Raw genomic sequence first — 13,890 nt, 5'->3', positions numbered from 1 at the left:
TAAGGAGAGATAAAAAATTAAAGCTAAAGGGCTTTGACATAAAATACTATTCGCTATAAACTAAAAGCCCCTCTCCTTCAGGAGAGGGGTTGGGGGTGAGGCTCTTTATTTTAAAGAACCTATCATATCTTCGGGGCGTACCCATTGGTCAAACTGCTCGTTGGTTAACAAACCCAGGCCTATGGCGGCTTCACGTAGTGATGTACCTTCTTTCAGGGCTGTCTTGGCAATTTTGGCCGCATTTTCGTAACCGATGTGCGGGTTAAGCGCGGTAACCAGCATCAGTGAATTTTCCAGGTGTTTTTTGATGCCTTCGTAGTTAGGTTCGATACCTACCGCACAATGATCGTTAAAAGAAACGCAAGCATCGCCAATTAAACGGGCCGACTGCAAAAAGTTGGCTGCCATTACCGGTTTAAATACATTCAGTTCGTAATGTCCGTTTGATCCGCCGATGGAGATAGCCACATCGTTACCCATTACCTGGGCAGCCACCATGGTAACCGCTTCGTTTTGGGTTGGATTAACCTTACCCGGCATGATAGACGATCCCGGCTCGTTATCAGGGATGTGAATCTCACCAATACCAGAACGCGGACCAGAAGCCAGCATCCGGATATCGTTAGCTATTTTCATTAAGGATACCGCGATCTGTTTCAACGCACCATGGCTTTCCACAATAGCGTCATGAGCAGCAAGGGCTTCAAATTTATTTTCGGCAGTGATAAATGGCAAGTTGGTAAATTTGGCAATGTATTCGGCCACTTTTACATCATATCCTTTTGGGGTGTTGATGCCAGTACCTACTGCGGTACCACCCAAAGCCAATTCAGACAGGTGATCCAATGTATTGCGCAGCGCTTTTAAGCCGTGATTCAATTGTGATACATAACCAGAAAACTCCTGACCCAGTGTCAGCGGTGTAGCATCCATCAGGTGGGTACGACCAATTTTTACCACGTTTTTAAACGCCTCTACTTTAGCTTGCAGCGTATCGCGCAGTTTTTCAATACCGGGGATGGTTACATCGATCAGTATTTTGTATGCCGCGATGTGCATAGCGGTTGGGTAGGTATCGTTTGATGATTGCGATTTATTCACATCATCATTAGGGTGGATGAAAGTTTTGCCTTCGCCCAGTTTATTGCCTTGCAATACGTGCGCGCGATTAGCCACCACCTCGTTCACATTCATGTTTGATTGTGTGCCCGAGCCGGTTTGCCATATCACCAGCGGAAATTCACTGGCCAAAGCGCCGGTTAATATCTCATCACAAACCTGTGCTATCAGGTCGCGTTTTTCGGCAGGCAGTACACCTAGGTCGGTATTGGTATAAGCAGCAGCTTTTTTCAGATAAGCAAACGCATCAATGATCTCTTTAGGCATCGATGCCTCCGGACCAATTTTAAAGTTATTGCGTGAACGCTCTGTTTGTGCTCCCCAGTATTTATCGGCAGGTACCTGTACCTCGCCCATGGTATCGTGTTCGGTTCTGAAACTCATGGTAGTATTAAAATTTTAGCAGGGCAAAGTTATGGTTTTATATGAAGTAAGGGAACGGCTAAGCGTAATCTTTTTAATACAAGGGTAGACGCTCCTTTAGGGAGACTTACGAAGTTTTAAAAACTTCGTAAGTCTGAAAGATCAAGAACTACTTTTTCTTAACGTATTGGACCCGACCTTTAAACGTAGGCTCAAGCTCATGTATAACTAGTGTTAGTATTAATAAAACAAAGCTGCTTACTGCTGCTATCTTACAAAAGATAATACCATGTATGATATCTCTTTGGTGTTCATCTAAAGCTTTTCTGGCAACAAGGGTATCCTGTATCTCATATTTATAGCTCACATCACTGTTAACCCAACCAAAGCCAAAAACCAACAGGAGTACTGACAAAATAATAATCGTTATGGTAAACATCCGGTCGGTTATCTTCATAGGTTCAAAAACCCCTTTTGGTGCTTCCAACCCAAGCCTCTAAAGCAGATAATTTGGCATTATTGTCCTTGAACCACTGTATGTTCTCGTCCCGGTAAGCAGTTAAACTAATCAGACGGATAAATGCATCCATATTATCGGTTGATGCCAGCTTCGCGAAGTAATCGGCATAAAAGTGGGAATAAAAATCGTCTTGCTTGTTTGTATTAAAGGTCCCTGCTACGCTATAAACATTTTTTAGTTCCAATTTAAGCGAATCAATACCTGTAAGGCCCTTTTTATCCACCGTTGCTGCCAGTACCGAGATGGATAATGCCATATTACCCGCCTCAGAAGCACCCGATGAAAGGTTCAATTGCACATTCTTACTCGAATCGCGCTTAATACCATAATTCAGCAGATATTTGATGTAACCTAATGCATCTGCCGAGCGCTTGGTTTGCGGCTCCAGCAATAAAAAACTGCTCCAGGCCAAGAGTGATATACCCCGTTTATCTTCACTATAGGTAGCCATGGCATATATTCTTTGACTACTGGCATGTTTAGGATCAAGCTTAATGGCACTAACTGCGTTGGCTTCCGACTCGGGATATTTTCCCAGCCGGTAATACATAATGGCCAGGTTGTAATACAGCCGCTGATACCCAGGGTCAACCTTTATCCCCTGTTGAAAATATTCTATGGCCTTATCCGTCTGCTTATCGTCGTCATAAATACTGCCCATCATATCATATGCGCCACCCGATTTGGGATCGAGTTTCAGTACTTTTTCTAAATAAGGCAGCGCGCTTTTACCTTTTCCTGTATTAAACAAAGTATAGCCCATTTCATAGTAAGCGGTTGAATAATTGGCATCGGCTTTTATTGCTTCGTTATATTTAGCAATTGCCTCGTCATACTTTCCTGCATCGTTCAGGGCTACCCCTTGTTTCACCAGCGTTTTGGCATCATCCTTAGTCTGGGCAAAAGCAACATATGAAAAAACAGAAAGCAGTAAGGAGAATGAAATTTTGTGATAGGTTTTCATGTTTAAATTTAAATACTGAAAATTGAAAAAGGAAGTGATTTAATATTTTCTTTCTGCTCCTGCCACCCACACTTCCAATGACTTGCGTTTATCTTCATTCTGTTGCAGCCATTGCGTATCAGCAGCTTTATTAGCGCTCATGTCCATCAGCCGGGCAAAAGCGGGTATGTGTTCTGTTTGTGCCAGTTTGTAAAAGAATGCGGCATAATAATTCCGAAAAAAATCATTGTTGCTTTGTTTTTCTGATAATTGGCCTATGGCTGTAAATATCGCCTTCAACTGGGCAGCCAGCAAATCAGCAGGGGACGCGTATTTTCTGTTATCGGTAGTGGCTGCCGCGATGGATATAGCTTTATTTAAAGCCATGTTATCAACGCCTGTTTTGCCGTCAATTTTTAATGCGCCTCCTTTTAAAATACTTTGCATATTGGTATAGGCCTCGGCAGACCGTGGCCCATCGGGTTCCAGCAGTAAAAAATTGCAAAGAGCCAGCAGGGCGGGAGCCCGTTTGTTTTGGTGGAAACAAACCAAAGCATATAAACGCTGGCTATTGGCATGTTTTGGATCAAGTTTGATTGCTTCAGTGGCAGCCAATTCCGCATCAGCATATTTAGCTGCGCGGAAATAGGCCAGCCCGATGTTAAAATACAAAGGTTGATAATCCGGCTTTATTTTTATTCCGGCTTTGTAGGCATCAATGGCCTGTTGGGGCTGTTTGGCAGCATCATAAATACTCCCTAAAAGCTCGTAAGCAGGTCCGGTAAAATTGTTACTCGTTTTAACCACTTTATCCAAATACGGAATTCCATCCGCACCCTTTCCCGATGAAAATAATGAAAACGCTATCTGGTAATTGGCCTGGGCATTTTCCGGATCGGAGGTTAGGGCTTGTTTATATTTTTCGATAGCACCCGCAAAATTACGCGCATTGTTAAGCTCAATTCCTTCCTTAATCAAGGCGCTCACATCCGTATTTTGCGCATATGCAGCAATCGAAAACAACAAAAAGGAAATAATGAGTTTGAGTTTTTTACCTAAATCCATAGCTAAACATACAAAGAGTATTATCTAAACGAAAAAATTAAAAACTTTAATTCATACCTGCGTTATAATTTCTAATTTTCGCATTCGTTTAAGTTGAGAAATTTATTTATGAGATTAGTGTACCAAAGCATTTTACCCCTTACTGCCGCCCTGCTGATATTAACGTCCTGTTCGTCAAAAAGCAACGATAAAAATAAAAGTTTAAGTCCCGCCGAAAGCAAACCCTTAGATACTGTCACCCTGCTGGCCTACAACCCTAAAAACGCCGATAAAAAGATTGACGAGGTGATGAAAGAACTTCATCGTACCCGGGGCTTTAATGGCAATGTGCTGGTGGCCAAAAAGGGCAAGATAGTATACGAAAACGCGATAGGCTGGGCCGATTACCTGCACCGCGACAGTCTGAAATTAAGCTCTCAATTTGAACTCGCATCGGTTACCAAAACCATGACCTCCACCGCCATTTTAATGCTGATGGAACGTGGCAAACTCACCCTTGACGATGATGTAAAAAAGTTTTTTCCCGACTTTCCATACAATGGGGTTACCATACGCCTGCTGCTTACTCACCGATCGGGTATGATGAACTATGTATATTTTATTGACGATATATACCGCAGCCAGCACCTGAACCAAAAGAAAGGCCTTACCAATGCCGAGGCTATGAAAATGATAGCCGACTATAAACCACGCCCGTTCAACGTACCCAACAAACGTTTTTTATACAACAACTCCAACTTTATGGTGCTGGGAGCCATTATTGAAAAGATAAGCGGTATGAGCTATGCCGATTTCATGAAGCAGAATGTGTTTGCCCCAGCCAGCATGGTGCATACTCACGTATATTCCAAAGCCGTATATGATAAGATCCCGGTTGATGTAGTAGGGCACGATCGCGGGCAATGGCGGTATTCTGTAGCACAAAACTTCCTGGATGGCCCCGTAGGTGATAAAGGCATTTACAGCACCGTGGGCGACCTGTTTTTATTTGACCGTGCTTTACGGGCCGGTCGTTTATTAAAACAGGCCACGCTCGATTCGGCTTATGTGCCGCGTAACCCTATGGTACACGGGCACTTTAGCTATGGTTATGGCTGGCGCACATTCACCGCGCCGGGGCAGGAGGTAATTTACCACACCGGCTGGTGGCATGGCTTCAGGCACATTTATTTGCGCGACATGAAAAACGATATCACCATCGTATTGTTAACTAATTTAGCCAATGGCAGCTTGTTAAAACTGGATGATCTGTTTAAGGCCGCCGGCATGCCTATAGTGCGTAAAAGTGCTTATAGCGGCAACGGGGATACCAATGATGATTAATTTTTAATGAGTGGTTGATTGAGTTGAATAAGTGAATGGTTTTTTTTGTAAAACGCTATCAACTCAACCAACTACTCCCCCAATCAACATAATCAACCACTCACTTAATTCTAAATATCATGTTTGATAAACTCATGGAAGCCCAGCAAAAGGCTGGTGAAGTAAAAAAACGTCTGGACGGGATCATCGTATCCGGTGTGGCTGAGGGCGGTAAGATCACCGTTACTGCAAATGCCAACAAAGTAGTGCAATCCATCCATATCGATAGTGCTTTCTTTGCCGACGCTGATAAGGAAGAGATTGAAGAACTTCTGGCAGTAGCCATTAACAAGGCTATGGAACAAGCCGAAAATATAAGCCAGAGCGAAATGGCCGCCGTGACCAAGAGTATGTTAGGCAACCTCGGTGGCATGTTTGGCCAATAAACCCCCAAAAGTGGGTTTACATGGTTTACACTTTTCAGGGTTAACATTTTTATATTTAATTGATAATCAATTATTTAAATACAATTTATCTCAAAATAGGGTATTTTTATGTAAACCCACTTTTCTGTATGCCTCAGGGTCCTCTGCGAGAGACCCTGAGGGGACTGAATGTCTTTTCATAGTCTATTTATTTGCAGCTAAATTCCCTCCTTGGGGAGGGGCGCGATGGATAGTGTTGTAGCTGGTAGGGGTTCTTTGCTACCTGTCTTACGAATAAACCCCTCCCTTCCCCTCCCGAGGGAGGGAATCGCACTCTCCCATGCTTTCAAATTCAATCCTACCTCGCACTGCCCCAAAGGCAATCCGTCTTTGTAACTTTTCTGCCACGAGATACTTATGCGTTGCAACATTTAGTTATAAGTATTTAGCTTTGATCCATCAAAACAAATAACAAAAAAATGAAAACTACCTATTACGGACAATCGACCATTGAGATAGAAACCGGCGGCAAAAAACTACTTTTTGATCCTTTTATCACCCATAATGCACTGGCCAAACATATCGATATCAATACCATCAAGCCCGACTATATTTTGGTATCGCACGGTCATGGCGACCACGTGGCCGACCTGATCGAGGTGCAAAAAAACAGCGGAGCCAAGGTGATCTGTATAGCCGAAATCGCTAACTGGCTTGGCAGCAAAGGCATCGACAATGTACATGGTATGAATATTGGCGGCGGCTTTAACTTTGAATTCGGTCGGGTTAAGATGGTAAATGCTATCCACTCCAGCACCATGCCCGATGGCGCACCGGGTGGTAACCCTGCAGGATTTGTGATTTACACCAACGAAGGTAAAAACATATACTTTGCCGGCGATACCGCGCTTACCTATGATATGAAATTACTGGCCGACGATAACCTGGACTGGGCTTATTTACCCCTGGGCGATAACTATACTATGGGTGCCGATGACGCCATCAAAGCAGCAGGATTTATTAATTGCAAAAACATTATTGGTATGCACTATGATTCGTTCCCGGCAATTAAGATTGCCAAAGATGAGGTAGCTGAGAAATTTGTTAAAGCTGGGCTTAACCTTAAATTGCCCGCGGTTGGTGAAACTATAGAGTTGTAAGCTTTTTTTATTGTCATGCTGAACGAAGTGAAGCATCTGATCTGCGCCATGCATATTTGCGACTAGATCCTTCGTTCCTCAGGATGACAAGATTCTTAAATACAAAAAGGCCTCCCGATGTTTTCAGGAGGCCTTTTTGTTGATGAAAAAAGATCACTACATTTTTGTGGTATCTTTTTTAGTGGAATCTTTCTTCTTTTTGTTTTTCCACTTTTTCTTGGTTTTAGTAGTATCCGTTTGTACGGTACCATCGGTTTTCTTTACTGGGGCATACGCAAAAACAGTGCTGGCAGAGATCGCAGCTAAAGCGATCATACAAATTGCTTTTTTCATACTTGTTCCGTTTAAATGGTTATTTTATTTATAACAAATTAAATATGAAATGTTTGTATTAAGTTTTAGTTAAATAACTGTTCCATCGGGTATAACCGCGCGTTTTTTGATCACTACGATGCCATCCTGTACGGTATGGGTGTCAAAATCACCGTCGGGCAGTGTTTTACCCATGTTTATTTTAACATTGTTACCGATGTAGGTATTTTTATCAATAATGGCATTCCTGATCTGGCAGTGTTCGCCAATACCCATTATAGGCGAATGATCCAACTTCAGCTCGGCAATTTGCTCCAGGGTCTGATAGCTATCGTTACCCATCACATAACAGTTTTCAATAATGGTTTCTACACCTATACGCGTCCGGATACCAATGAGCGAACGGGTGATCCGTTTGGCATTAATAATACAACCATCGGCAATAATGGATTTTTCCATCGTTGTGCCCGATATTTTTGATGGCGGCAACATGCGCGCACGGGTGTATATGTGATTTTCGCCAAACAGATTAAACTTAGGGATATCATCTGTTAAACCCAGGTTGGCCTCAAAAAACGATGGAATGGTACCGATATCTGTCCAATAACCTTCATACTGGAAACTGGCCACTTTATGATCAGCGATGGACTGCGGGATGATCTCTTTCCCAAAATCGGTACGGTCGTTCCCTTCCAGCAGTTCATACAAAAGCTTACGGTTAAATATATAAATACCCATCGAGGCCAGGTAAACCCGTCCTTCGGCTTTCATTTCATCACTTACATCTGATGCCCAGCTTTCAAAATCCGATTTTGGTTTTTCAACAAAGGCGGTAACCATGCTGTTCTCATCCGTTTTTAAGATGCCAAAACCCGGAACATCGGCAGCATCAACCGGAATAGTAGCGATAGAAATTTCGGCACCCGTATCGATATGGTGATTGATCATTTCTTCAAAATCCATCTGGTACAGCTGGTCGCCCGAAAGGATCAGCACATAATCAAATTCATGAACCGATAAATGGTGCAGGCTTTGCCTTACCGCATCGGCAGTACCCTGAAACCAGGCTCCGCTGGTTGGTGTTTGCTCAGCTGCCAAAATATCAACAAAAGCATCACTAAAGCTGCTAAAGTGATAGGTGTTTTTGATGTGCTTATTTAACGATGCCGAGTTAAACTGCGTTAATACATAAATACGTGTAATACCCGAATGCAGGCAGTTGGAAATAGGAATATCAACCAACCGGTATTTACCGGCAATAGGAACTGCGGGCTTGGAGCGTGTTGCCGTAAGGGGGGATAAACGACTGCCCTGGCCACCGCCAAGTACAATGGAAATTACTTTAGATGTCATATCTCGTAGGGTTTAAACTTTCATACAGATCAATATATTCTTTTGCCGAACGGTCCCACGAAAAATCGAGCGCCATCATGCGTTTGCGCAATTGCTGCAATTGTGTTGTATTTTGATAAAGGGTATTAGCACGGGCAATGGCATGGCAGATATCATCAACACTGGCATTATTAAACCGGATGCCGTAACCACCTTCGTCGCCAAAATCAATAACTGAGTCTATCAATCCGCCGGTGCTTCTAACCAGCGGCATTGTGCCATATCTTAGGGAGTATAATTGGTTAAGGCCGCATGGCTCAACACGCGAAGGCATCAGTAAAAAATCGGCACCGGCGTAAATGAGGTGAGCCAATGCTTCATCATAACCAATAAATACATTGCATTGTTCCGGGTATTTTTCTTTCAGTTCCAGCAGGGCGGTTTCCATTTCTTTATCACCCGAACCCAGGATCAGGAAGTTAGCTTGTCCCTCATTCTCTGTAATGCTCCGTTCAATGGCCTCTGGCAGCAGATCGGCGCCTTTTTCAACTACTAAACGACCTATAAATACAAAAAGAGGTTTAGCAGCATTCAGCGCAAAGCGCTCGCAGATCACAGCTTTATTGGCTTGTTTTCCTTTAGCTATTTGCCTGGCCGTAAATTTTGTGGCTATCATGGCATCTGTTTGCGGATTCCATACATCGGTATCAATACCGTTGATAATGCCATAACCTTTCTCTCTTTCTGTCCAGAACAGATACTCCAGCCCGTTGGAGTTTACCGTAAGCTCATGCAGATAAGTGGGCGATACGGTAGTATATTTCCAGCAGCATTTTACAGCCGCTGCCAGTGGGTTAATGCCGCCGGCCCAATCCAGCAAACCTGTTTTTGTCAGGTCGATCTCGGGCAGATAGGAGAGGTTGTCCCAACCAAAAGCACCATGATATTGCCCGTTATGGATAGTGAATACAGTAGGCGTATTAGCCAATCGTTGATATAACTTAGAATGGTACAACAGGAAGGGCACCAACCCCGAGTGATGATCATGACAATGGATCACATCGGGTGTTTGGCCGCTATAACTTATCCAATCTAAAAAAGCCAGCTGAAAAGCGATAAACTGCTCCCGCTCATCCGGATAGCTGTATATATTTTCGCGATCGATGAGTCCGGGGATTTTTACCAGGTATAGTTCAAAGCCCAGCTTATCGGTTTTTTCTTTTAGTATCTCAAAAAAAAGCCTGCGGGTGCCCAATAGCGTAGCCGCGCTGAAAACCACGTCAAACTCGTTTTCGCGGGTGAACTTGCGATCATAAAAAGGCATGACAACGGCAGCCTGCAAACCCGCCTGATTCTGGTATTTGGGCAATGCGCCAACCACATCAGCAAGCCCGCCAACCTTGGCAACGGGATAACATTCGGCACTCAGATGGTATATTTTCATTAAGGTTTTATTGGTTCAATTTAAGCAAAGATTGCTAAAAGAGAAACCTATATGAATTAATATAGTTTTTGAAATTTAGACAGATTATTGTAAAAAACTTATTAAGGTTTTGAGCCTTACTTTGCGGTATTTGCACCAAAAACGCAGAAAACAGCCAATACCAGGTTGTACCGCCGAATACACTAAGCAAGCTTTATGATTATAAAAGTTCTTATATTTTATCTTATTCGTAAATAAATTGTCGTCAGCACATGGGACGGCCAGGCAACTGCGGCCGGAGACTGGTTAATAATGGTCATCCGGCTGGAGTCGAGCGACTGCGGGAGAATTAGGCTAAAGCCAATAACTGCTTCTTTACGGCCCGTTGGTTAAAACCAACGGCAATGAAAGACAAATTACTCTCCTCATTCATTGCCGTCCCATTTATGGGACGGATAGTAGTCGTATTTCCTGGCTTTAGCCCCCCAAATAATCTTCCGAACAACTATGGGCTGGGGCCGAGTCACAGCTGGAAACTAAAGATCAATTTTTATTTTTCTTGTAATTATTTAAAAATGCTTCTATTTTTTCAATATCGCCTTTATTAAGCCCTGTTACATTATCTTCCCATTGCCATAGCGTGCTTTCACCATCGCTCAAAACTAAATAACCCAGATACGCCTTTTCAAAATCCTGATCATGTTTAATAACCAGTTCCTTTCTTTCAAACTCTTTAGGAATTTCGCTTTTTTTATCTCCCAAATGTGCCCAAAAATCCTCTTTTATTAAATCCTCGTATACATATGCCTTGATAGGAGGTAGCAATGAAGGCATTTCCTTGGATTGCATCAATACCGGACTAATAAACAAAAACCGTTCTCCTCGGTCTGACTTCAAAGTGAATTCAATTAAATTAACCATTTTAAATCTTCGTTAATTCGCAGTGGCTTATTTTGATTCTTTGCTATTGACTCTCTCTATCAATGCGCTTCCAACCAGTTCAACCCCGTGCCAATCTCCACCATAATAGGCACTTCGGTTTTGATGGCGGTTTTCATGTTGTGCATAATGATGGGTTTTATCAGCTCAATTTCGTGATTGGGCACATCAAACACCAACTCGTCATGCACCTGCATGGTCATTTTGGCTTCCAATTTTTGGGCCTTTATTTCCCGGTGAATGTTGATCATGGCAATTTTGATCATATCCGCCGCCGAACCTTGTATCGGAGCGTTGATGGCATTTCGTTCGGCAAAGCCGCGTACGGTAGCATTGGCCGAATTGATATCGCGCAGATATCTGCGGCGGCCCATCAGCGTAGTTACATAACCGTTTTCGCGGGCAAAATTCATGGTGTCGGTCATGTATTGTTTGATCCCTGGGAACTGCGCAAAATACTGTTCAATAATATCTGCAGCCTCTTTACGCGGGATGCCCAGATTTTGTGATAAACCAAATGCCGATTGCCCGTAGATGATACCAAAGTTTACCGCCTTGGCATTACGGCGCTGATCGCTGGTTACTTCATCCAGAGCTATGCCGTATACATTGGCAGCCGTAGCAGTGTGGATATCCAGATTGTCAATAAAGGCCTGCATCATGTTAGGATCTTTACTGATCTCGGCAATAATGCGCAGCTCTATCTGCGAGTAATCCGCCGATACAATGCTGTGCCCATTATCGCGTGGGATAAAAGCTTTACGCACCTCGCGTCCGCGCTCGGTACGGATAGGGATATTTTGTAAATTGGGGTTCACGCTGCTTAGACGCCCGGTTGCAGCCACCGCCTGGTTATAAGAAGTATGCACACGCCCGGTCTTGGGATTAACCATAGTTGGCAATGCATCTACGTAAGTCGACTTTAATTTTTGCAGCTGGCGAAAGTCCAGGATGTCTCTCACAATATCACTTTTGGCAGCAAGGGATAATAGCACATCTTCGCCGGTTTGGTATTGGCCCGTTTTGGTTTTTTTGGCTTTGGGATCAAGCATCAGTTTTTCAAACAGCACCTCGCCCAGTTGTTTTGGCGACGCGATATTGAAACGTACACCCGCTTTTTCATATACTGTTTTTTCAAAACCGGCAATATCGGTTTCCAGTTGTTTAGAGAATTCGCGCAGTGTATCATGGTCGATCTTTACGCCCTCAAACTCCATATCGGCCAGTACATATATCAGCGGATGCTCAATTTCGTTGATGAGTTTTTCGCTTTCTACCTGCTTTAATTTCGGCTCAAAAATATCTTTAAGCTGCAGGGTAATGTCGGCATCCTCGGCGGCGTATTCTTTAATCTTTTCTATCTCTACATCGCGCATATTGCCCTGGTTTTTACCTTTAGGACCAATAAGCGTAGTGATGGAGACCGGTTTATAACCCAGGTAATTTTCCGAAAGGATATCCATACCATGACGTGTATCCGGATCGATTACATAGTGGGCCATCATGGTATCAAACAGAGCACCCTTTACTTCAACGCCGTACCATTTGAGTATCAGGATATCAAACTTGATGTTTTGCCCTATTTTGCTGATGCCTTCATTTTCCAGTACCGGCTTAAATTCAGTCGCGATACTTTTAGCCTCATCCTGATTGTCCGGAACGGGCACATACCAGGCCTCGCCCGGTTTTACCGCGAATGACAAGCCTACCAGCTCGCAATAATTAGCATCGGTGCCGGTGGTTTCGGTATCAAAACAAATGGTTTGTTGTTTAAGCAATAGCGATATCAGTTCCGCTCGTTTCTCTGGCGTATCGGCCAGGTGATATTCATGCGGTACATTGTCAATATTTTTAGCGGCGGTAACGGGTGGTTCGTAAATATCTTCCACATCAACCGTCATGGTAGTGCGGGCAGTGGCCACCGGATCGCCAAACAAATCGGTTTGTACCGATACGGCTTTCATCTCGGTAACGCTGAAGTCGTCGCCAAAAACCCGGCGACCTAAGGTGCGGAATTCCAGTTCAGCAAAAAGCGGTTCCAGCAGGTCTTTGCTTGGTTCACCCATTTGCAGGCCTTCTTCGTCCAGCTCTACCGGAACGTTGAGCAGTATGGTAGCCAGTTTTTTAGAAAGCAACCCTTGCTCTGCATATTGTTCTACGTTTTCGCGCTGTTTACCTTTTAGCTCATGACTATGGGCAATGATCTCTTCCATCGAGCCATATTGTTTGATCAGGGCCTTAGCAGTTTTTTCGCCGATACCGGGGATACCTGGGATATTATCAACAGCATCGCCCCATAAACCCAGGATATCAATAACTTGTTCTACGCGTTCAATTTCCCACTTTTCCAGCACTTCTTTAACACCGAGCACTTCCATTTCGTTACCCATGCGGGCAGGTTTGTAAATGCGGATGTTTTCGGATACCAGCTGCGCGAAATCTTTATCAGGAGTCATGCAATACACCTGGTAACCTTTTTGTTCGGCTTTTTTGGCCAGGGTGCCAATGATATCATCGGCCTCATAACCATCAGCAGTAATCACCGGAATATTGAAACCCAGTATCACTTTGATCACGTAGGGAAGAGCTTTGGACAAATCCTCGGGCATGGCCTCGCGATGGGCCTTATAGGCTTCATAATCGGTATGCCGTTCGGTTGGCGCTTCGGTATCAAATACCACGGCCATATGTGTTGGTTTTTCTTTTTTCAAAACATCCAACAGGGTATTGGTAAAACCCATTACAGCCGAAGTGTTGAGCCCATTCGACGTAAACCGCGGACTTTTACTTAAAGCAAAATGCGCCCGGTAAATAAGGGCCATGCCATCCAAAAGAAATAGTTTTTTCATTGATATTTTACACTAATTGCACCAATTTATATTGCCACTAATTACACGAATTTCTTTTCAGATTACACGAATGCTTAGTGGCTTTACAATATAATGGCTCTATGCAAAAATAGTATTTATAGCCACAAAGAAGCTATT

General features: G+C 43.5%; 12 protein-coding genes. 3 read left to right on the top strand and 9 right to left on the bottom strand.

Annotated features, from left to right (window positions below):
* Positions 1-105: 105 nt before the first annotated feature.
* From fumC to G7092_RS21010, 4 genes are all read right to left on the bottom strand, one after another.
* Positions 106-1,503 carry a class II fumarate hydratase gene (gene fumC / locus G7092_RS21025; RefSeq protein ID WP_166092143.1) on the bottom strand — a complete coding sequence of 466 codons (1,398 nt, stop codon included), beginning with the start codon at positions 1,501-1,503 and terminating at the stop codon, positions 106-108.
* Between the two features lie 148 nt (positions 1,504-1,651).
* Complete coding sequence (locus tag G7092_RS21020; protein WP_166092141.1) at positions 1,652-1,939, bottom strand: hypothetical protein; 288 nt, start codon at positions 1,937-1,939, stop codon at positions 1,652-1,654.
* A gap of 4 nt (positions 1,940-1,943) precedes the next feature.
* The gene (locus G7092_RS21015) at positions 1,944-2,966 is read right to left on the bottom strand and encodes a tetratricopeptide repeat protein (RefSeq protein WP_166092139.1); all 1,023 of its coding nucleotides are present in this window, start codon (positions 2,964-2,966) and stop codon (positions 1,944-1,946) included.
* 39 nt (positions 2,967-3,005) lie between these two features.
* Positions 3,006-4,010, bottom strand: a complete 1,005-nt coding sequence (locus tag G7092_RS21010) for a tetratricopeptide repeat protein (protein WP_166092137.1) — start codon at positions 4,008-4,010, stop codon at positions 3,006-3,008.
* Between the two features lie 108 nt (positions 4,011-4,118).
* Here G7092_RS21010 and G7092_RS21005 point away from each other — a divergent pair, with 108 nt between their 5' ends.
* From G7092_RS21005 to G7092_RS20995, 3 genes are all read left to right on the top strand, one after another.
* Positions 4,119-5,333, top strand: coding sequence for a serine hydrolase domain-containing protein (locus tag G7092_RS21005; protein WP_166092134.1), 1,215 nt, complete (start codon positions 4,119-4,121; stop codon positions 5,331-5,333).
* 119 nt (positions 5,334-5,452) lie between these two features.
* Entirely contained in the window at positions 5,453-5,758 is a 306-nt protein-coding gene (locus tag G7092_RS21000; RefSeq protein WP_166092131.1) for a YbaB/EbfC family nucleoid-associated protein, read from the top strand.
* A gap of 458 nt (positions 5,759-6,216) precedes the next feature.
* Positions 6,217-6,897 (top strand): metal-dependent hydrolase, encoded by a 681-nt coding sequence (locus G7092_RS20995; RefSeq protein ID WP_166092129.1) that lies wholly within the window; start codon positions 6,217-6,219, stop codon positions 6,895-6,897.
* 156 nt (positions 6,898-7,053) lie between these two features.
* Here the strand turns inward: G7092_RS20995 and G7092_RS20990 are convergent, their stop codons facing one another.
* The 5 genes from G7092_RS20990 to polA form a co-directional block, all read right to left on the bottom strand.
* Positions 7,054-7,230 (bottom strand): hypothetical protein, encoded by a 177-nt coding sequence (locus tag G7092_RS20990; RefSeq protein ID WP_166092127.1) that lies wholly within the window; start codon positions 7,228-7,230, stop codon positions 7,054-7,056.
* Between the two features lie 69 nt (positions 7,231-7,299).
* A complete protein-coding gene (locus G7092_RS20985) occupies positions 7,300-8,562 on the bottom strand; it encodes a glucose-1-phosphate adenylyltransferase (protein ID WP_166092125.1) in 1,263 nt (420 codons plus the stop codon).
* Positions 8,552-9,985, bottom strand: coding sequence for a glycogen synthase (locus tag G7092_RS20980; RefSeq protein WP_166092123.1), 1,434 nt, complete (start codon positions 9,983-9,985; stop codon positions 8,552-8,554). The genes G7092_RS20985 and G7092_RS20980 overlap by 11 nt, the downstream gene beginning before the upstream one ends.
* A 522-nt stretch (positions 9,986-10,507) precedes the next feature.
* The gene (locus tag G7092_RS20975; protein ID WP_166092121.1) at positions 10,508-10,885 is read right to left on the bottom strand and encodes a hypothetical protein; all 378 of its coding nucleotides are present in this window, start codon (positions 10,883-10,885) and stop codon (positions 10,508-10,510) included.
* A gap of 59 nt (positions 10,886-10,944) precedes the next feature.
* Positions 10,945-13,752 (bottom strand): DNA polymerase I, encoded by a 2,808-nt coding sequence (polA, locus tag G7092_RS20970; RefSeq protein ID WP_166092119.1) that lies wholly within the window; start codon positions 13,750-13,752, stop codon positions 10,945-10,947.
* Positions 13,753-13,890: the final 138 nt, after the last annotated feature.

This window comes from Mucilaginibacter inviolabilis (assembly GCF_011089895.1).
Taxonomy (GTDB): Bacteria; Bacteroidota; Bacteroidia; order Sphingobacteriales; family Sphingobacteriaceae; genus Mucilaginibacter; species Mucilaginibacter inviolabilis.
This window is presented reverse-complemented; position numbering and strand designations above follow the sequence as displayed.

Bases quoted from the DNA above. Each gene is read 5' to 3' on its own strand.
- G7092_RS21015 (WP_166092139.1), bottom strand. From the start codon at position 2,966: ATGAAAACCTATCACAAAATTTCATTCTCCTTACTGCTTTCTGTTTTT.
- G7092_RS20985 (WP_166092125.1), bottom strand. From the start codon at position 8,562: ATGACATCTAAAGTAATTTCCATTGTACTTGGCGGTGGCCAGGGCAGT.
- G7092_RS20990 (WP_166092127.1), bottom strand. From the start codon at position 7,230: ATGAAAAAAGCAATTTGTATGATCGCTTTAGCTGCGATCTCTGCCAGC.
- G7092_RS20980 (WP_166092123.1), bottom strand. From the start codon at position 9,985: ATGAAAATATACCATCTGAGTGCCGAATGTTATCCCGTTGCCAAGGTT.
- G7092_RS20995 (WP_166092129.1), top strand. From the start codon at position 6,217: ATGAAAACTACCTATTACGGACAATCGACCATTGAGATAGAAACCGGC.
- G7092_RS21010 (WP_166092137.1), bottom strand. From the start codon at position 4,010: ATGGATTTAGGTAAAAAACTCAAACTCATTATTTCCTTTTTGTTGTTT.
- fumC (WP_166092143.1), bottom strand. From the start codon at position 1,503: ATGAGTTTCAGAACCGAACACGATACCATGGGCGAGGTACAGGTACCT.
- G7092_RS20975 (WP_166092121.1), bottom strand. From the start codon at position 10,885: ATGGTTAATTTAATTGAATTCACTTTGAAGTCAGACCGAGGAGAACGG.
- G7092_RS21000 (WP_166092131.1), top strand. From the start codon at position 5,453: ATGTTTGATAAACTCATGGAAGCCCAGCAAAAGGCTGGTGAAGTAAAA.
- G7092_RS21020 (WP_166092141.1), bottom strand. From the start codon at position 1,939: ATGAAGATAACCGACCGGATGTTTACCATAACGATTATTATTTTGTCA.
- G7092_RS21005 (WP_166092134.1), top strand. From the start codon at position 4,119: ATGAGATTAGTGTACCAAAGCATTTTACCCCTTACTGCCGCCCTGCTG.
- polA (WP_166092119.1), bottom strand. From the start codon at position 13,752: ATGAAAAAACTATTTCTTTTGGATGGCATGGCCCTTATTTACCGGGCG.